16 protein-coding genes and 4 pseudogenes are annotated in these 18,933 nt (G+C 65.6%); 17 read left to right on the forward strand and 3 right to left on the reverse strand.

What is annotated here, in order from left to right:
- Positions 1 to 19: 19 nt before the first annotated feature.
- The 5 genes from ACK2SD_RS03995 to ACK2SD_RS04015 are packed head-to-tail and all read left to right on the forward strand — an operon-like array spanning position 20 to position 4,184.
- Entirely contained in the window at positions 20 to 685 is a 666-nt protein-coding gene (locus ACK2SD_RS03995) for a hypothetical protein (protein WP_029615173.1), read from the forward strand.
- A 58-nt stretch (positions 686 to 743) separates the two neighbouring features.
- Positions 744 to 1,400, forward strand: a complete 657-nt coding sequence (locus ACK2SD_RS04000; protein ID WP_412461407.1) for a hypothetical protein — start codon at positions 744 to 746, stop codon at positions 1,398 to 1,400.
- A complete protein-coding gene (locus ACK2SD_RS04005; protein WP_412461408.1) occupies positions 1,393 to 2,055 on the forward strand; it encodes a hypothetical protein in 663 nt (220 codons plus the stop codon). The genes ACK2SD_RS04000 and ACK2SD_RS04005 overlap by 8 nt, the downstream gene beginning before the upstream one ends.
- Before the next feature lie 24 nt (positions 2,056 to 2,079).
- On the forward strand, positions 2,080 to 3,531 hold the full coding sequence (locus ACK2SD_RS04010) for a M48 family metalloprotease (RefSeq protein ID WP_412461409.1): 1,452 nt from the start codon (positions 2,080 to 2,082) through the stop codon (positions 3,529 to 3,531).
- Positions 3,532 to 3,533: 2 nt separating this feature from the next.
- Positions 3,534 to 4,184 (forward strand): hypothetical protein, encoded by a 651-nt coding sequence (locus ACK2SD_RS04015; RefSeq protein WP_412461410.1) that lies wholly within the window; start codon positions 3,534 to 3,536, stop codon positions 4,182 to 4,184.
- Between the two features lie 247 nt (positions 4,185 to 4,431).
- Here ACK2SD_RS04015 and ACK2SD_RS04020 read toward each other — a convergent pair whose 3' ends face one another.
- Positions 4,432 to 5,337, reverse strand: a complete 906-nt coding sequence (locus tag ACK2SD_RS04020) for a LysR family transcriptional regulator (protein WP_412461411.1) — start codon at positions 5,335 to 5,337, stop codon at positions 4,432 to 4,434.
- Positions 5,338 to 5,558: 221 nt separating this feature from the next.
- Here ACK2SD_RS04020 and ACK2SD_RS04025 point away from each other — a divergent pair, with 221 nt between their 5' ends.
- The 10 genes and pseudogenes from ACK2SD_RS04025 to ACK2SD_RS04070 form a co-directional block, all read left to right on the forward strand.
- On the forward strand, positions 5,559 to 6,386 hold the full coding sequence (locus ACK2SD_RS04025) for a MaoC family dehydratase N-terminal domain-containing protein (RefSeq protein WP_412462266.1): 828 nt from the start codon (positions 5,559 to 5,561) through the stop codon (positions 6,384 to 6,386).
- A 20-nt stretch (positions 6,387 to 6,406) separates the two neighbouring features.
- Complete coding sequence (locus ACK2SD_RS04030; protein WP_342650461.1) at positions 6,407 to 7,570, forward strand: acyl-CoA dehydrogenase family protein; 1,164 nt, start codon at positions 6,407 to 6,409, stop codon at positions 7,568 to 7,570.
- 10 nt (positions 7,571 to 7,580) lie between these two features.
- Positions 7,581 to 8,930, forward strand: coding sequence for an MmgE/PrpD family protein (locus tag ACK2SD_RS04035; protein WP_412461412.1), 1,350 nt, complete (start codon positions 7,581 to 7,583; stop codon positions 8,928 to 8,930).
- Positions 8,931 to 8,950: 20 nt separating this feature from the next.
- Entirely contained in the window at positions 8,951 to 10,150 is a 1,200-nt protein-coding gene (locus ACK2SD_RS04040) for a CaiB/BaiF CoA transferase family protein (RefSeq protein WP_412461413.1), read from the forward strand.
- Between the two features lie 19 nt (positions 10,151 to 10,169).
- On the forward strand, positions 10,170 to 10,988 hold the full coding sequence (locus ACK2SD_RS04045) for an HpcH/HpaI aldolase/citrate lyase family protein (RefSeq protein ID WP_412461414.1): 819 nt from the start codon (positions 10,170 to 10,172) through the stop codon (positions 10,986 to 10,988).
- Between the two features lie 167 nt (positions 10,989 to 11,155).
- The gene (locus ACK2SD_RS04050) at positions 11,156 to 12,154 is read left to right on the forward strand and encodes a TRAP transporter substrate-binding protein (RefSeq protein WP_412461415.1); all 999 of its coding nucleotides are present in this window, start codon (positions 11,156 to 11,158) and stop codon (positions 12,152 to 12,154) included.
- 67 nt (positions 12,155 to 12,221) lie between these two features.
- Positions 12,222 to 12,854: a TRAP transporter small permease gene (locus tag ACK2SD_RS04055; protein WP_317870556.1), complete on the forward strand. Its 633-nt coding sequence runs from the start codon at positions 12,222 to 12,224 to the stop codon at positions 12,852 to 12,854.
- Positions 12,854 to 14,137 (forward strand): C4-dicarboxylate TRAP transporter large permease protein DctM, encoded by a 1,284-nt coding sequence (dctM, locus tag ACK2SD_RS04060; protein WP_039580398.1) that lies wholly within the window; start codon positions 12,854 to 12,856, stop codon positions 14,135 to 14,137. Before ACK2SD_RS04055 ends, dctM begins: the two co-directional genes overlap by 1 nt.
- Positions 14,138 to 14,710: 573 nt before the next feature.
- Positions 14,711 to 15,325: pseudogene (locus ACK2SD_RS04065) on the forward strand (PAS domain-containing protein); the annotation flags it as partial.
- 138 nt (positions 15,326 to 15,463) lie between these two features.
- Positions 15,464 to 15,631: pseudogene (locus ACK2SD_RS04070) on the forward strand (methyl-accepting chemotaxis protein); the annotation flags it as partial.
- A gap of 62 nt (positions 15,632 to 15,693) precedes the next feature.
- Here the strand turns inward: ACK2SD_RS04070 and ACK2SD_RS04075 are convergent.
- Positions 15,694 to 16,110 (reverse strand): Ivy family c-type lysozyme inhibitor, encoded by a 417-nt coding sequence (locus ACK2SD_RS04075; RefSeq protein ID WP_039580392.1) that lies wholly within the window; start codon positions 16,108 to 16,110, stop codon positions 15,694 to 15,696.
- Between the two features lie 386 nt (positions 16,111 to 16,496).
- Between ACK2SD_RS04075 and ACK2SD_RS04080 the strand changes: the two are divergent.
- Both ACK2SD_RS04080 and ACK2SD_RS04085 read left to right on the forward strand, forming a co-directional pair.
- A pseudogene (locus tag ACK2SD_RS04080) lies at positions 16,497 to 17,192 on the forward strand (MCP four helix bundle domain-containing protein); the annotation flags it as partial.
- Positions 17,193 to 17,501: 309 nt separating this feature from the next.
- Positions 17,502 to 18,098 (forward strand): annotated as a pseudogene (locus tag ACK2SD_RS04085) (methyl-accepting chemotaxis protein); the annotation flags it as partial.
- Between the two features lie 73 nt (positions 18,099 to 18,171).
- Here ACK2SD_RS04085 and ACK2SD_RS04090 read toward each other — a convergent pair.
- Complete coding sequence (locus tag ACK2SD_RS04090; protein ID WP_412461416.1) at positions 18,172 to 18,702, reverse strand: GAF domain-containing protein; 531 nt, start codon at positions 18,700 to 18,702, stop codon at positions 18,172 to 18,174.
- Positions 18,703 to 18,933: the final 231 nt, after the last annotated feature.

The raw sequence follows: 18,933 nt of genomic DNA on the forward strand, positions 1-18,933 counted from the left end.
TTTGCCGAGAGCCTTGCCCATGAGCACGCCAGACCAGCCCAACTCGCTTAACGCACTGTCCGATTCGCTTGGCGCCGAATACGACCAGTCCCGCGCTGCCCAGCGCGAACAGGTGATCGCCGAGCTGAAACAGGTGATCGACCAGGTGCCCGAGCAGATCGAGTTCACCAACACGCCGCGTTTCAAGGTGTGGGGGCCGATCCTGCTACTGGTCAGCCTGGCCATCGCCTTCGGTGGGATGAAGACCGGCAGCGCTGGCCTGACCTGGCTTGGGGTGATCATGGCGGTGCTGTTCGGGGTGATGTCGTGGCAGCACCGCACGGCCGGCACGCAGGTGTTCATGCGCCTGAATCGCCGGCAGTTGTGGGTCGACTCGCTGTCGGCGCCGGTGGAAATGGCCGATGTCGAGGACATCAGCGTCAAGGACGAAGGCCAGGTGATGCAGCAGAAGCTCGACCTGAGCAGCGAGGCTGTATTGCCCACCCACCGTGCCGCGAAATTCCAACTGTTCGGCAACCAGGCCATGGCGTTGAAAAAGCCGCGTCCGCATATCCGCATCATGTCCGCCGGCATCATGACCGCTGGACGCCGGGTGCATGTGGACGAAATGGCCGCGATCCTGGCCGCCTACCGCGATGCTGCGCGTGCGCAGCGTCAGTTGGACCTGCTGCTGCGTCAGGGATGACGCCGCCGCATCGAAACGCTTTTCAGCGTCGCTTCCCCCTATCCAGAGAGTGTTTTGCGTGAATAACCCAGACAAACCCGACCCGCTGAACGGGCCATCCGGCAGCGACGCCTCAGGGTCCAGCCAGGCCCAGCTCGGCCGCGTGATCGCCGAGCTCAAGCAGACCCTCGAACGCGTGCCCGAGCAGACCGAGTTCACCAACTCTCCCCGCTACAAACTGTGGGGACCGGTGATCGCCCTGGCCGGCGTAGGCGGCCTGTTCTTCGGCCTCTCCAGCGGCAAGCTGCTGGTGGTGTTGTGCGGCGTGGCGCTGGTGCTGTTCGGTGCCGCCCTGTTCTGGCAGCACCGTAACGCCGGCACCCAGGTGTTCATGCGCCTGACCCGTCGTCAGGTCTGGGTCGATACCCTGTCGGCGCCGGTGGACCTGGCCGATGTCGAAGACATCAGCGTCAAGGAAGAGGGCCTGCTCACCACCCAGGAATTGACCCTGAGCCGCGAGGCCATCCTGCCGACCCACCGGGTGCGGCACATGGTGTTCTTCGCCGACCAGGCCGTGGTCGACACGGAGCCCGAGCCCTGCATCCGCATCATGTCGGCCGGCTTGATGAGCGGTGGGCGCAAGGTATCGGTCCGCGAGATGGCGGCGTTGCTGGAGGCGTATCGCGATGCCGCCTGCGCCGAGCGTCAGCTCGCGGTGGTGCAGCCGCGTGGATGAGGCCGCTCGCGAAGCGCATCTGATCGACCTGCAGCGTCTGGCCGACGGGCCGACCGAACGCCTGGAGATCCGTGAGTCCTCGCGTGGCAAGTCGGTGGCCTGCGCGGTGTTCGGCGGGCTGATGGTGGCCCTGGGAGGCTGGTTGTCGTGGGTCTTCGTGGTGATCGGCATCACGCCCGGCAAGCCCGTGTTCCTGCTGGCCTGGGCCGTCAGCCTGGCGCTGGTGCTGGCCGGTGTCGCCGCGCTGGCCTTGGCCGAAGCGTTGCGCCGCCGGCATGGCCAGTGTGTCCTGGCCCTGACCCCGAACACCCTGGCGTTCTCCAACTCGAACGGTGCGGTGCCGCTGCACACCTTTTCGGGCTTCGAGATCGACCAGCGTCACCTGAGAACGGTATTGACCTTTCGAGTCGCCGCGCACGCCCGCGCACCGGCGCTGCAAGCCGCCTGCTTCAAGTCGCTGACCGCGCCCGATGCCCATCCGGTGGCCGGCGGCCTGAGTGTCGAGCTCTGGCTGTGCGTGCCCACCCTCGATGGCCAGCGCATCGACTTCGAGGCGCTGACTGCCCTGCTGCTGGACTACATCGAAGCGGCGCAGGCGCGGCGCACCCTGGGCGAGCTCTATCCACAGGTGCAGCGCTTCGGTGCTGCGCGCTGAAGTCATCGAGTTGGAGATACGCCGGTGAACCTGACCAAACGCCTGTGGTGGGCGCTGCCCGTGATCCTGCTGCCACTGCTGCTCATGGCCTGGACCGCCCAGCAGTCCTGGCGCGCCAACCATGATCTGGAAACCGCCGAGATCATGCGCCAGTGGATCGCCACGTCCGACGACACCTTGCTGGCGAAGTTGTCGGCGCGTGAGCGCAATGACGTGATCCGCCCAGAGGATCGCGCTCACTCTTTCCAGCGCCAGATCGACCGGGTCGACGCCGACGCCGGCTCGCTGCACCTGCGTGCCTGGCTGGGCGAGTTGGCGTACTGGCTGGCGGTGGCGGCGCTGCTGGCAGGCATCGGTACCTGGCTGAAGATCCGCATCGACGCCTGGCGGGCGCGGCTTTCGCAAGACTTTCTGGAACAGCGCCTGGCACGCAGTTGGCACGTGCTGGGACGCTGCCTGATCGGTTACACCGGCCTGCTGGTGGGTGCGCTGGGGCTGGCGCTGCTGTACGAGATCAGTTGGGGCTACAGCAACTTCAAGCAAGGCGGCTTGAGCGCGCTGATCATCGTGCTGTCCATGGTCTCGATGATCTGTGCTGGCGTGGTGATGATCGACCGCTTGCGTCGGCAGTGGACGGTGCTGGAGTCGCCATCGTCGAGCTTTCTGGGGCGCACCCTGAGCCCGCAACAGGCGCCGGCGGTGTGGGCCTGGGTGCGCAGCCTGGCCGAGCAGGTCGGGGCGCCGACACCCGACCACCTGGTGGTGGGGTTGGACCAGTCGTTCTTCGTCACCAGCGTGCCAGTGGTCCTGCAACCTTCGGGTCAAGCGCTGCACGGTCGCACGCTGTACCTGCCGCTCACCGCGCTATGCGCACTCAGCCAGGCCGAGACCGCCGCGATCATCGGCCACGAGCTGGGGCATTTCCGTTCCCAGGACACCGAGCGCAGCAGTGCCTTGGCTGCGCAGTTCGGCCTGATGTGCGCGCACTACGCCAGCCTGACCGAGGACGATGGCCCGCCGCCGTGGTTGGAACGACCGGCGCTGTGGATGGCGGGGCAGTTCCTGGAGCAGTTCGAGCGTGCGGTGCAGCACTGGAGCCGGGTGCAGGAGCTGGCGGCGGACCGGGTCGGGGCGCAGGTGGCCGGCACGCAGGTGTTTGGCCAGGCGCTGTTGCGTATCATCGCCCTGGACGAGGCGCTGCCCCAGGTGTTGGCGGCGCGCGCGGGCGATAACCTGCTGCAGGCCTGGCAGGGGCATCTGCGCGAGCATCCCTTGGTGCTGGACGAGCAGGTGTTGCAACACGCCCTGGCCCACCCGTTCGACAGCCATCCACCGACCGCGCTGCGTTTGCGTGAGCTGAAGGTCAAGGCCGACGCCGAGCTGTTGGCGACCGCCACGCGGGTGCCCAGCGAGGAAGACCGGCGCTGGTTCGAAGGGTTGCTCGGTGCCCAGCAGGCGCCCAGCCGAGGGGCTTGAGCATGAGTAGCGATTCAGGTTCGCTCGACGATTTGGCGCAGTCGCTGGGTCGTGAGTTCGACGCACGTATGGACGCCCGCCGTCGTGCAGCCATCGCCGAGCACGAGGCCCAACTGGCGGCCGTGCCGCCGGTGACCGAACTGACGCAGTCGCCCCAGGTGCGCGGGATGTTGGCGGTGGGTGTGGTGGTGTTGTCCGGGCTGGCGCTCTGGTGCCTGAAGGATGCCTGGCCGGTGAGCGTGCCGCTATGGCTGTTGGCCGCGTTGGCGATCCGCAGCCTGTGGCTGCAGCGTGACCCGGGGCAGCAGCCGCTGCTGCGCCTGACCCATGAGCGGTTGTGGTTCGCGTGCCTGGACCGGGAATTGGCCTTGGTCGACCTGGTCGAGGGGCGGGTCAGGCAGGGGCGCGACCTGCACATCGTGCTCACCCTCAAGCCAGGCACAGTCCTGCCGCGCCCACGCAATCGGCTGGGGCCTTGGATGCCCAGGGCCAAGGTCAAAGGCGGTGTCCAGCCGCAAGTGACGCTGATCTGCTACGGGCTGACGCTCCAGGGCCAGTCATTGGATGCGCAGGCGTTGATGGATCTCTTGCGCGCGTACGATGCGTGCGCGCAGGCCAAGCTCCGGCTTGACGCGTTGCACGCACAGGGGTGAGGGGTTGAATTGGCCTGTGGAGTGCCCACAGTCCTCATTCTGATAGGGGCCGCTGCACGGCCCATCGCGACGCAAGGCCGCTCCTACAAAGGCCTGAGCCACGCCTGAACAGTGGACAGGTGTTCAACGATCGGTGCGCAGCTCAGATTCATGTAGGAGCGGCCTTGTGTCGCGATCGGGCGCGCAGCGGCCGCAAAGCAGACGATACGCAACGGCCTGACACACCGCCCCGCCACCAGGCCGGGTCCTAAACCATCTGCACGGGGGCGTCGTCCGGCATCAACGTGGCGATCAGCGCGCGGACGGTGCCGGGCAGGGCATCGAGTTCGCGCACCAGGATGCTGCGCTCGCGGATCGCCCAGGATTCGTCCAGGGCGATGGTCACCAGGTTCATGGTGCGGCTGTGACGCAGCGCCGCCGACTCGGGAATGATGCCGATACCCACGCCGGCCTCGACCATCCGGCAGATCGCCTCGAAACTCGACATCTGGATGCGCAGCGCCAGGCTCTGCCCCATGCGTTCGACATGGTCGCGCAGAAAGGTCAACAGCGTGCTGCCGTCGTGCAGGCCGATGTGCTGGTAGGCCAGGGTCTGCTTCAACGTCACCTGCCGCCGCCCGGCCAACTCGTGGCCGGCCGGCACGATCAACACCAGACGGTCGGTGCTGAAGCGCATCACCTGCAACCCCGACGCTTCCACGGGCCCGGCGATGATGCCCATGTCGCTGCTGCCGTCGAGCACGCCGCGCACGATGTCCCGTGAGAGCCGCTCTTGCAGGTCCACCGTGACCCCAGGGCGCTCGGCGAGAAAACCGGCCAGCACCTCGGGCAGGAATTCGGTGACCGCCGTGGTGTTGGCGAAGATGCGGATATGCCCGGCCGAGTCCGTGCCGAAGCGGGTGAACTCGGCTTTCAGATAGTCCACCTGGCGCATGATCAGCCGCGCGTGGGTGAGCAGCGTGTGCCCGGCCGGGGTCAGCTCCACGCCACGGCTGTCGCGGTACAGCAGGCGCGTGTCGAGCTGCGCTTCGAGCGCCTTGATCCGCGCGCTGGCCGCCGCCGGCGAGAGAAAGGCGCGGCGCGCGCCCTGGGTCAGGCTCGGCGACTCGCCGATGTGGATGAACAGCCGCAGGTCTGCCAGATCGAAGTGCATGGGGAGGTCCTGTCACGGTGATGGCGTTCGGCAGTTATGAACGCTGGCTTACGCAAATGCAAATTCACAGAATGCCGGGCGCCTCGCATCATCGGTTGAAGGGCAGTGGCGAGCGTCGAGCCGTAAGCGGCAAGCCGGTCGCGCAGAGCCTGCAGGTCGCCGCTTGGCACTGCTTCCTCACACAATAACAAGACGCAGAGGCCCCACTCATGACTGCTCCGATGCACCCTACCGACTACAGCGCCTGGATCGGCCGCACCGAAGAGGCCTGGGATGTGCTCAGCCGCAATCTGGTCAAGCGCATTGCCGCCACCTTTGGCGAAACGGCGCCGGGGCATGGCGAGGCGCTGCCGCCGCTGTGGACCTGGTGCTTTTTCCAGGAGCCGGTCGATGAGGCGCAGTTGGGCGGCGATGGCCATCCGGCACGGGGCGGTTTCCTGCCGCCGGCCGACAACCGCAACCGCATGTGGGCCGGCGGGCGAGTCGAGTTCATCGAGCCGTTGATCGTTGGCGGTGAGGCCCATCGCCTCTCCACCATCACCCACATCGAAGAGAAGCACGGGCGCAGCGGCGCCTTGCTGTTCGTCACCGTGCGCCATGACTACAGCCAGGACGGCCGGCTGTGCGTGCGTGAAGAACGGGACATCGTCTACCGCGAGCCCAACCCGCCCAAGACCGGCAGCGGCCAGGGCTGCGAAGCGGGCCAGTGGAGCGAAACCATCGCACCGACGTCGACCCTGCTGTTCCGCTACTCGGCCGTCACCTTCAACGGCCACCGCATCCACTACGACCAGCCCTACGTCACCCACAGCGAAGGCTACCCCGACCTGGTGGTGCACGGTCCGCTGATCGCCACCCTCAGCCTGCGCGCATTCAGGCGCGCCCACCCTGACAAGCGCGTGCGTCATTTCGCCTACCGCGGCCTGCGCCCGCTGACCTTGCCCACGCCCTTCCAGGTGAGCGGCTGCCTCGACGCGCCCGGCACGGCCCGGCTGTGGGCCGGCAACGCCGATGGCATCGCCCAGAGCGCCGACGTGACCTTCGACTGACCCTCAGCAGAGACGCCCCCATGCACAGCTACGACAGCGATGACCTCACTGCCATCCGCGAAGGCGTGCGCGCCTTGTGCGCCGAATTCCCCGCCGAGTACTGGCGCCAGCTCGACGAGCGCAAAGGCTTTCCGGAGGCCTTCGTCAAGGCCATGACCGACGCCGGCTGGCTGTCGGCGATGATTCCGGAACAGTACGGCGGCTCGGGCCTTGGCCTGGCCGAGGCCTCGGTGATCCTGGAGGAGGTCAACCGCTGCGGCGGCAACTCCGGGACCATCCACGGGCAGATGTACAACATGTTCACCTTGCTGCGACACGGCAGCGAGGCACAGAAACGTTTCTATCTGCCCAAGCTCGCCAGCGGCGAACTGCGCCTGCAATCGATGGGCGTCACCGAACCGACCACCGGCACCGACACCACCCAGCTCAAGACCACCGCCGTGCGCCAGGGCGACCACTACCGGATCAACGGCCAGAAAGTGTGGATCTCGCGTGTGCAGCACTCGGACCTGATGATCCTGCTGGCGCGCACCACGCCGCTGGCCGAGGTGAAGAAGAAGTCCGAAGGCATGTCGATCTTCCTGGTCGACCTGCGCGAGGCCATCGGCCAGGGTCTGACCGTGCAGCCGATCGCCAACATGGTCAACCACGAGACCAACGAGCTGTTCTTCGACAACCTGAAGATTCCCGCCAGCAGCCTGATCGGCGAGGAGGGCAAGGGGTTTCGCTACATTCTCGACGGCCTCAACGCCGAGCGCACGCTGATCGCCGCCGAGTGCATCGGCGACGGTCGCTGGTTCGTCGAGAAGGCCAGCCAGTACGCCCGCGACCGGGTGGTGTTCGGCCGTCCCATTGGCCAGAACCAGGGCGTTCAGTTCCCCATCGCCGAAGCCCATATCGAACTGGAGGCCGCCGACCTGATGCGCTGGCGCGCCTGCGCCGAGTACGACCGTGGCGCCAATGCCGGGGCCGCGGCAAACATGGCCAAGTACCTGGCGGCCAAGGCCTCGTGGGAGGCGGCCAACGCCTGCCTGCAGACCCACGGCGGCTTCGGCTTCGCCAATGAATACGACGTCGAGCGCAAGTTCCGTGAGACCCGCCTGTACCAGGTGGCGCCGATCTCCACCAACCTGATCCTGTCGTACGTGGCCGAGCACCTGCTCGAGCTGCCGCGCAGCTTCTGAGGGCCTGACCATGCGCGATACCCAGGCCCTGGCCGGCTTCCTCGCCGAACTTCGCTACAGCGACATACCCGCTTTCGTGCTGGACCGTACCGAAGACCTGTTCCTCGACTGGCTCGGCTCGGCCCTGGCCAGCCAGGGCTCGCACCCGATTCCGCTGTTCGAGCGCTATGCCGAGCGCATGGGCCCGTCTTCGGGCCGGGCGCGGGTGCTGACCAGCGGGCGACGCACCTCGCCGTATTTCGCCGCGCTGGTCAACGGCGCCGCCTCGCACCTGGTGGAGCAGGACGACCTGCACAACAGCTCGGTGCTGCACCCGGCCACCGTGGTGTTCTCCGCCGTGCTGGCGGCGGCCCAGGACCTGGGCAAGTCCGGCCAGGAGCTGCTGCTGGCTGCCGTGGCCGGCTACGAGGCGGGCATTCGCATCGGCGAGTTCCTCGGCCGCTCGCACTACCGCATCTTCCACACCACCGCGACGGTCGGCACCCTGGCCGCTGCGGTGGGCGTGGGCAAGCTCATGGCCTTCGACCGCGAGCAGTTCGTCAACCTGTTGGGCAGCGCCGGCACCCAGGCCGCCGGGCTGTGGGAGTTCCTGCGCGATGCGGCCGACTCCAAGCAGTTGCACACGGCCAAGGCCGCCGCCGACGGCCTGCTGGCCGCCTACCTCACCGCCGATGGCCTGACCGGGGCGCGCAATGTGCTCGAAGGCGAGCAGGGATTGGCGGCGGGCATGTCCCGCGATGCTGATCCGTCGCGCTTGTCCGACCGTCTCGGTACCCGCTGGGCGTTGGCGGAAACCTCGTTCAAGTTCCACGCCTCCTGCCGCCACACCCATCCCGCCGCCGACGCCCTGTTGCAGCTGATGCAGCGCGAAGGGCTGGCGCACGGGGACATCGCCGAGGTGGTCACTCGCGTGCATCAAGGCGCCCTCGATGTGCTGGGGCGGGTGAGCACGCCGACCACGGTGCACCAGGCCAAGTTTTCCATGGGCACCGTGCTGGGCCTGATCGCCGTGCACGGTCGTGCGCAGTTGCTGGAGTTCCGCGACCTGGCCCTGAGCGACCCGCAGGTGGCGGCGTTTCGCGACAAGGTGCGCATGCAACTGGACCCTGAAGTGGACGCCGCCTACCCGGCGCGCTGGCTGGGCCGGGTCGAGGTGCGCGGTGTCGATGGCCGCACCTTCAGCGCCGCCATCGACCAGCCCAAGGGCGATCCGGGCAATACCCTCAGCCGTGCCGAACTGGAAGCCAAGTTCCAGCGCCTGCTGGCCTATGCTGGGCAGCGCAGCGCGGACGAGGGCCGGGTATTGATCGAGCGTGTCTGGCAACTGCGCGATGCGCAGTCGCTGGCCGATCTGCACTGACTACCGAACAGGAATTCGCCATGACTCAATCGGCTCCCCGCCCGCTGGACGGCATCACCGTCGTCAGCCTGGAACATGCCATCGCCGCGCCGTTCTGCACCCGCCAACTGGCGGACCTGGGCGCGCGCGTGATCAAGATCGAACGCCCCGGCAGCGGCGACTTCGCCCGTGGCTACGACCAGCGCGTGGCAGGTCTCGCCTCGCACTTCGTGTGGACCAACCGCTCCAAGCAGAGCCTCACCCTGGACCTCAAGCAGGCCGAGGCCGACGGCATTCTCCACGGGCTGTTGGCCAAGGCCGACGTGCTGGTGCAGAACTTGGCGCCGGGCGCGGCGGCGCGCATGGGCTTGTCGTTCGAAGCCCTGCACGCGCGCTATCCACGGCTGATCGTCTGCGACATCTCCGGCTACGGTGAGGGCGGGCCTTACGAGAAGAAGAAAGCCTACGACCTGCTGATCCAGAGCGAAGGCGGCTTCCTCTCGGTAACTGGTGGGCCGGGCGAGGAACAGATGGCCAAGGCCGGTTGCTCGGTGGCCGACATCGCCGCCGGCATGTACGCCTACACCGGCGTGCTCTCGGCGCTGCTGCTGCGCGACAGGACCGGCGTGGGCAGCCGCATCGATGTGTCGATGCTGGAAAGCCTGGTGGAGTGGATGGGCTACCCGATGTACTACGCCTACGACGGCGCGCCGCCGCCGCCACGGGCGGGGGCCTCGCACTCGACCATCTACCCCTACGGACCGTTTCCCACCGGTGGCGGCGGCACGATCATGCTTGGCCTGCAGAACGAGCGCGAATGGCAGGTGTTCTGCGAGCAGGTGCTGCTCGACCCGGCGCTGGCCAGCGACCCGCGCTTCTCGGCCAACTTCCGCCGTTCCGAGCATCGTGAGGTGTTGCGCCAGATCATCGTCGATGGCTTCGCCACGCTGTCGCTGGACGAGGTGGTGGCGCGTCTGGAGGCGGCGCAGATCGCCAATGCCCGGGTCAACGACATGCACGGCGTGTGGCAGCACCCGCAGTTGGCGGCCCGCGACCGCTGGCGCCAGGTCGACAGTCCGTCCGGTGCGCTGCCGTCGCTGCTGCCGCCAGGGCGCAACAGCGCCTTCACGCCGCGCATGGACCCGGTGCCGGGCCTGGGCGAGCACAGTGCGGCGATTCTCGAAGAGCTGGGGTTCTCCCGCGATGACCAGGCCCGGCTCGCTGCCGCCGGTGTGGTGTAAGGACATGGAGCCGATACCGATGCAACGATCCATCGTGCGTTCCGCGCTGTTCGTGCCGGGCAGTCGTCCCGAGCGTTTCGCCAAGGCCTTGGCAGCCGGGGCCGATGCCGTGATCGTCGATTTCGAAGACGCGGTGGAGGAAGCGCTCAAGGCCCAGGCCCGCGACAACCTCGCCGCCTTCCTCAGCGCCCAGCCGCAGGCGCGAGTGTGGGTGCGGGTCAATGCCCCGCAGCACCCCGGCCATGCCGACGACCTGGCGTTCTGCGCCCTGCACGCGGGGGTGATTGCGGTGCTGCTGCCGAAGGTGGAGAGCGCCGCGCAGGTGGCGCTGGCCTGGCGCACCGGCAAGCCGGTGCTGCCGATCATCGAGACGGCCAAGGGCTTGCTGGCGCTGGAACGCATCGCCGGGGCCGAGGGCGTCGAGCGCCTGTCGTTCGGCAGCCTCGACCTGGCGCTGGACCTGAACCTCAACAGCGAAAGCGCTGCCGCGCAGCGTTTTCTCGACCAGGCGCGCATGGCCGTGCAGTTGCATTCGCGAGGGGCCGATCTGGCGCCGCCGCTGGACGGCGTGTTCCCGGCCATCGGCGATCCCGAGGGCCAGCAACGGGCCATGCGCCATGCCTACGACATGGGTTATGGCGGGGCGCTGTGCATTCATCCCAGCCAGGTGCCGTTGATTCATGGTGTGCTGGCGCCGAGCAGCGACGAGCTGGCCTGGGCGCGCCGGGTGGTCGAGGCCAGTGTCGCGGCCAAGGGCGCCGGAGCGTTCCAGCTCGACGGGCAGATGGTCGATGCGCCGGTGTTGTTGCGCGCGCAGCGGCTGTTGGCATTGGGCTGATCGCGAGCGGTTGACCCTCGGCCAACACGCCAGCGCGAGGCGGGCGTTCACCCCAGCCAAACGCAGGCTTACACAAAAGCAGATTCTGCAAACACGCCCACATGGGCCATCGTACCCTTGGCACGCTTCCCTGCTGATCCATCCAACAACAATAAAAGGTGACATCGATGTTGAAGCTGACCCAGGCGCTGTTGTGCGCCGCCGCCGTCTCCATGGCCGGGCTCGCCCACGCCGCCGACCCTGTGATCATCAAGTTCGCCCACGTGGTGGCCGACAGCACGCCCAAAGGCCAGGGCGCGCTGATGTTCCAGAAACTGGTGGAGGCCGACCCGCAGCTCAAGGGCAAGGTCAAGGTCGAGGTCTACCCCAACTCTTCGCTGTTCGGCGACGGCAAGGAAATGGAAGCCCTGCTGCTGGGTGACGTGCAGATGCTGGCGCCGTCGCTGGCCAAGTTCGAGCACTACAACAAGCAGGTGCAACTGTTCGACCTGCCGTTCCTGTTCAACGACCTGGCCGCCGTCGACCGCTTCCAGCACGGCCCGCAGGGCAAGGCCTTGCTCATCTCCATGGAAGACAAGGGCATTCATGGCCTGGCCTATTGGCACAACGGCCTCAAGCAACTGTCGGCGAACAAGAAGGTGATCCTGCCCAAGGACGCCCGTGGCCTGAAGTTCCGCGTGCAGGCCTCCAGCGTGCTCGAAGAACAGTTCAAGGCCATCCGCGCCAACCCGCGCAAGATGAGCTTCGCCGAGGTCTACCAGGGCCTGCAGACCGGTACCGTCAACGGCACCGAGAACACCTGGTCGAACTACGAGAGCCAGAAGGTCAACGAAGTGCAGCCGTTCTTCACCGAGACCAACCACGGCCTGATCGACTACATGGTGATCACCAACGCCAAGTTCTGGAACAGCCTGCCCGAAGACGTGCGCGGCGAACTCCAGGCGATCATGGACAAGGTCACGGTCGAGGTGAACAAGCAGGCCGAGGAGCTCAACCTGGCGTCGCGGCAGAAAATCATCGACGCCAAGACTAGCGAGATCGACGCGCTCACCCCCGAGCAGCGTGCGCAGTGGCGCGAGGCCATGCGTCCGGTGTGGGACACGTTCTCCGAGCAGATCGGCGCCGACCTGATCAAGGCCGCCGACGCCGCCAACACCCCGTCCTGATCGACGTCACCGCCCACGGCCGCCTGTTCGCCAGGCGGCCCGGCCCCTTCCTCTCCGGAGATTGCCCATGCAACGGATCAGATACGTCTGGGAGCATTTCGAGGAAGGCATGATCGCCTTTCTCCTGGCGGCCATGACTTTGATCACCTTCATCTACGTGGCCCTGAACAACCTCTACACGCTGTTCTACAGCCTCAGCGACCGCTTCAGCTTCGCCAGCGAGCCGCTGCTCGACATCGGCGATCACCTGATGGGTTACGCCCAGGAAATGACCTGGAGCATCGCCCTGACCAAGGCGCTGTTCGGCTGGCTGATCTTCTTCGGCATCGCCTATGGCGTGCGCACCGCCGGCCACCTGGGCGTCGACGTGCTGGTGCGACGTGCGCGCAAACCCGTGCAGCGCGTGTTGGCGATGATCGCCTGCGCCTGCTGCCTGGCCTACGCCGGGTTGTTCCTGATTGCTAGCCTCAAGTGGGTGAGCGCCGTGCTCGCCGCCGGCATCGGTGCCGAGGACCTGGACCGCTACGGCATCCAGGTCGGCCACATCGCCTTGATCGTGCCGTTCGGCTTTGCCCTGATCATCGTGCGTTACCTGGAAATCCTCTACCGCATCGTCACCCACCGCCAGACCGGACTGGGCCTGGCAGACGAAGCCGCCGAGGCGAGCAAACTGGCCAACCCGGGCGAGGAGTCACACTGATGACCGTCATCTGCCTGTTCCTGCTGCTGTTCGTGTTCATGTTCCTGGGTGTGCCGATCGCCATTTCCCTGGGGCTGTCCGGCGCGGTGTCGATCCTGCTGTTCAGCCAGGATTCGCTGAGCTCGCTGGCGATCAAGCTGTTCGAGACCTCCGACAGCTACACCTTCCTAGCCATCCCGTTCTTCCTGCTGTCGGGCGCGTTCATGACCACCGGGGGCGTGGCACAGCGTCTGATCGATTTCGCCAACGCCTGCGTCGGCCACATTCGTGGCGGCCTGGCGATTGCGGCGGTGCTGGCGTGCATGCTGTTCGCCGCGTTGTCCGGTTCATCGCCCGCCACCGTCGCGGCGGTGGGCTCGATTGCCGTGGCCGGCATGGTGCGCTCGGGCTATCCCAAGGAATTCGGCGCCGGGATCATCTGCAACGCCGGCACCCTGGGCATCCTGATTCCGCCGTCGATCGTCATGGTGGTGTACTCGGCCGCCACCGAAACCTCGGTGGGCAAGCTGTTCATGGCCGGTGTGGTGCCGGGCATCCTGCTGGGCCTGTTCCTGATGGTGACCATCTACATCGTGGCGCGCATCAAGAAGCTGCCCGCGCAGCCACGGGCCAGCTTCGCCGAATGGCTGCGTACCGCGCGCCGGGCGTTCTGGGGGCTGTTGCTGCTGGTGATCATCCTCGGCGGCATCTACAGCGGCATGTTCACCCCCACCGAAGCGGCGGCGGTGGCGGCGGTGTACTCGGCGTTCATCGCCCTGTTCGTGTACCGCGACATGAGCTGGCGCGAGTGCCCCAAGGTGCTGCTCGAATCCGGCCGGCTGACCATCATGCTGCTGTTCATCATCGCCAACGCCATGCTCTTCGCCCATGTGCTGACCACCGAGCAGATTCCCCAGCAGATCACCCAATGGGTGCTGTCCGAGGGCCTGACGCCGCTCGGCTTCCTGATCATGGTCAACGTGGTGCTGCTGGTGGCCGGCAGCTTCATGGAGCCGTCAGCGATCATCCTGATCCTGGCGCCGATCTTCTTCCCCATCGCCATGAAGCTGGGTATCGACCCGATTCACCTGGGCATCGTCATGGTGGTGAACATGGAGATCGGCCTGGTGCACCCGCCGGTGGGGCTGAACCTGTTCGTCACCAGTGCGGTGACCGGCCTGACCCTGGGCCAGACCATTCGCGCGGCGCTGCCGTGGTTGTCGATCCTGCTGCTGTTCCTGGTGCTGGTGACCTACGTGCCGTTCATCTCGCTGGCCTTGCCGGCCTGGTTGGGCATGCCGTAGCCGGTGCGCGAAGGCGTCTGGCGACCAGTGGTTCGATGAGGACGCAGCGCAAATTCCAGAGCTTGGATATCATATCGCCAGTAATGCAACGCAACCTTTCGACTGCCGCGCGGGTCGAAGGCTGCGTTGCCCGTGCCGGGCTTGCGCAGCCCGCACCGGCGTGCTTTGCAGATATTCCTTGTTAGCCATGGAAAGGCGCCCCGTCTTCCTTCGAGTACCCCAATCATGTTGCATCTCTTCCGCCGGTCCGGCGAGCTTCAGGCGCTCAAACAGCTGACCCAATCGTTGTCCCTTGCAGGCCAAGGCCCGGCCAACTGGATGGCCGTGCAACAGGCCTGGACCTCCCGTGAATCGCAGGCCGCGCAGGACCAGGCGCGCATCGCCGAACTCGAGCGCGAGCTGGAGTCGGCGCGTCAGTTGCTGGCCGAGGCCGACGCCACGGCGCGTGCTTCGGAAACCCGCTTCGACCTGGTCAATCGTGCCTCCAGCGAGGGCCTGTGGGACATGGAGGTGGTCGCGGGCGACCCGGTCAACCCGCGCAACCGCTTCTGGTGGTCGCAGCAGTTCCGCGAAATGCTCGGCTTCCGCAATGAGCAAGACTTTCCCAACGTGTTGGCCAGCTGGGCCGACCGGCTCCACCCGGACGATCGCGCGGCCACGCTGGATGCCTTCGCCCGCCACCTGAACGACAAGTCCGGCATGACGCCCTATCGGGTCAAGAATCGCCTGGCCATGAAGGACGGCAGCTACCGCTGGTTCTTCGCCCAGGGCGAAACCCTGCGCGACGGCCGTGGCACGCCGCTGCGCGTGGCCGGCGCCCTGCGCGACATCCACGATGAGCTCGAGCGCGCGGCCGAGCACGAGGTGATCATCACCCGCTTCGAGCTGGCGCGCGAAATGCTTTCCGATGGCTTGTGGGACATGGAAGTGATCGCCGGGGATCCGGTGAACCCGAAGAACCCCTTCTGGTGGTCGCCGCAGTTCCGCCGTCTGCTCGGTTTCGAGACTGTCGAGGAATTCCCCGATGTGCTCGACAGTTGGGCCTCGCGCCTGCACCCGGACGACAAGGGCTACAGCCTGGAAGCCTTCCAGGCGCACTTGAACGACCGCAGCGGCAAGACCCCCTTCGATGTCGAGTACCGGCTGAAGATGAAGAGCGGCGAGTACCGCTGGTTCCGTGCCCGTGGCCAGACCAAGCGCGATGCCAGCGGCGCGCCGCTGCGGGTGGTGGGGGCCTTGGTGGACGTGGACCTGCAGCACCAGCAGAACGCCATGCGCGAGACCGAAGCGGCGCACCAGCGCACCCTGGAATCGAACATCACCAAGCTGACGCAGATCGTCGGCACCATCCAGAGCATCGCCAGCCAGACCAACCTGCTGGCACTCAATGCGGCCATCGAAGCGGCCCGTGCCGGCGAGGCTGGCAGGGGCTTCGCCGTGGTGGCCGATGAGGTGAGGAAGCTGGCGACGCGCACCACCGAAGCCACCGAGCAGGCTGCGGACATGATGCGCGGTTGAGGCGCGGCGGGGCTGCCGTGCAGCCCCGGCCGTGGTGTTCAGTCGTCGGGATTATCGCGCTCGAAGGTGGTTTCCAGCAGCGCTCTCACGGCCTCGCTCGGCGAGCCGAGGTAGTGCTTCTCGAATGCGCCGTCGCTGTCCTCGCGCGTGGCCAGCAAGCCCCACGATTGCGTGCCCTTGGCGTTGAAGACCACCACCAGTTGGTTGTCCTTGCAGTCGTGGGGCTTGCACACGTTACCCACCAGCACCGTGTCGTCGCCCAGCTTGACCTTGCGCAGCGGCGTGGCGGTGCCTTTGGCCTGGCTGATCCACTCCGGCAGCACCAGCATCTTGGCGTAGGCCGCCTTGTAGGGCGCTTTTTGCACCAGATCCGGCAAGTATTGATCGGCGGCAGTGGCCTGAAGGGCGCAGCAGGTGAACAGGGTTCCCAGCAGCAGAGAGGGGGTGAGCTTCATCGACGACTCCTGTGATGACTGTGCCTGGCGCTGACCGTCCGACCCAGGCCGAGCGATGCGCCGCTGCTGTTCAGCGTAGTTGGGATTTACGTACGGCTGTAGACGAATCCATCACAGAAGCATTCACCTAGCTGTCGAATGCACCGCTGTCTATTAACTTAAAACTGTCGAAGTGCGACATGTACGCGCACCTGTATAGGCATTCAGCCTATTAATTTATTCGGAATTACTCTCATTACGAACAAGCTGTATGGGCGCACTGTATATATTGGATCCTAAAATAAACATTCAATAATGGCGTTATATTGCCGATCAGTTTGGTATGTCCAATTACATTCGAGATTGAAATGAATTTCATCAGAAACGCACGACTGTCGACCAAACTTATGACGGCCTTCGGTGTCTGCGCGCTCATCACTCTGGCCATCGGTCTGCTGGGCGGGCGCGGTGTTAGCCAGATGGCGCAGAGCCTGGGTCTGGTGTTCTCCAACAACCTGGTGTCGGTGTCCAAAACCGGGGAGGCCAGGGCTATGGCCATTTCCCAGCAGCGCAATCTTTATTCCTTGATTACCGCGACTGCCGAAAACGCTGATCAAGCGACCAAGGAGCAAATCCTGCGTGCTATGGCAGCCGACCGCGCCGCCAGTGAAAAAGCCTTCGCCATTTATCGCGCGACGCCGCTGGAAGATGACGAGCGGGCGGCGGGCGATCGCATGGAAAAGTTGTGGCCGGTGTATCAGGCGCAATTGCAGCAGGTGGTCAACCTGGCGCAGGCGGGTGATCTGAAAGGTGCCCGTGCGGTGCTGTCGGGTGAGTTGGCACAGTCGTACGACAAGATCCTGTCCGAGTTGACCATTATGGTCGAATCCAACAACCGTCAGATCGGTGAAGGGGCCAAGGACGCCGATGCGTTGGAAAACCAAGTGACCACGGTGTTGTACGCCGGTATCGTCATCGCCTTCATCATCGCCTTCGCCCTGGGCTTGTTCATCAGCCGCCTGATCAGCCGACCCATCGTCGAAGCGGTGACGGCTGCCCAGCGCGTCGCCCAAGGCGATCTGACCCAGAAAGTCTCCAGCACCAGCCGCGACGAAACCGGCGACCTGATCAATGCCATCGGCGATATGCAGAACAGCCTCAAATCGACCCTGCACCAGATCTCCGACGCCGCCAACCAACTCGCCTCGGCCGCCGAAGAGCTCAACTCGGTGACCGAAGATGGCAGCCGTGGCCTGCTCAAGCAGAACGACGAAATCCAACAGGCGGCCACCGCCGTCAACGAGATGACCTCGTCGGTGGACGAAGTGGCGCGCAATGCCGTGTCCACCTCCGAAGCCTCGAAGGCTGCCCGCGAACAGGCCGACCAAGGCGTGGGCCAGGCCCGTGAGGCGGTGGCTGCGGTGAACAACGCCACCGTGGAAATCCAGGCCTCTTCGGACACCGTCGAGCACCTGGCCGGCCAGGTGAAGGACATCGCCAAGGTGCTGGACGTGATCCGTGGCATTGCCGAGCAGACCAACCTGCTGGCACTGAACGCCGCCATCGAAGCCGCCCGTGCCGGCGAGCAAGGCCGCGGGTTCGCGGTGGTCGCCGACGAAGTGCGCGCACTCGCTGCCCGGACCCAGTCCTCGACGGTGGAGATCGAGCAGATGATCGGCAGCGTCCAGGCCCGTGCCGACCAAGCGGTGGTGGCCATGGCCAAAAGCCAGACGCTGGTCAACAACACCCAACAATTGGCCACGGCCACCGGTCAGGCGCTCGAATCCATCGCCTCGGGCATCGCCAGCATCAACGACCGCAACCTGGTGATCGCTACCGCGTGCGAAGAGCAGGCCAACGTGGCCCGCGAAGTGGACAAGAACCTGGTCAACATCCAGGACCTCTCCACCCAGACCGCAGCCGGTGCCCACCAGACCACCGCCTCGGCCCAGGAGCTGTCGCGCCTGGCCATCTCGTTCAACGACCTGGTCGGCCGCTTCCGCCTCTGATCGGCGTCACCCTGAACAGGGCACCCGCTGCAAGCAGCGTGGTGCCCTGTAGTCGTTTAGCGAGCGGGTGTTTTCAGCGGGCGTAATGCATCGACGGTTCGTCGGCGTCCTGCTGCAGGTTGTTGTAGAAGATGCAGCCGATCAGCCGCGAGAACAGCGTGAGGGTTTCTGCTAGGTCAGGATCGTCCAGGGCGGTACGCGTGGTGTCCAACGCACACAGCGCGCCGTACAAACGCCCGTCCGGCAGGAAGATCGGTACGCCGGCATAACTTTCCAGCTTGTACTGACGCACGATCGGCTTTTGTGCGAAGCGCTTCACCTCGCTGATCGACGGAATCAGCAATGAGGTGGGCAGGGTGCGGAATTCATCGCAGATGGTGGTTTCGATCGGCACGCTTTCGCCGACGTCCGGGCCGATGTCGTCGGGGTCGTGCACCGAGCAGGTGAGCCATTCGTCTTCGTTGAACTTGGCAATCGCCGCGAACTTCATGCGGGTGATACGAGTCACTAGCCTGAGGATGCTGGTGGTGGCTTCGATCTCGGCAATGGCATTTCTCTCGGGTTGAGACAAATACTGCGACAGCTCTAGAGTCTGGGTATGCATGGGCGCTCTTCAATGTGTGTTGTGCTGCACGTGACGATGACGTCGAACCCACCGCCGACCCTGTATTGACCGACTACCCATCCTGGTCCAAGTCATTGCCCCACATCCAAGTTTGAGGATGCTAGCACGGCGCGTTCGCGCGGCAGCGCTTCGAACGGATGACCTTTACGTGCTGAACTATCCAGGCGGGTTGTTTCCAGCCTGCCCCCAACACTTCAGACATTTCTTTCA

The organism is Pseudomonas sp. SC11 (assembly GCF_047039205.1).
In the GTDB taxonomy this organism is placed as follows: Bacteria; Pseudomonadota; Gammaproteobacteria; order Pseudomonadales; family Pseudomonadaceae; genus Aquipseudomonas; species Aquipseudomonas boreofloridensis.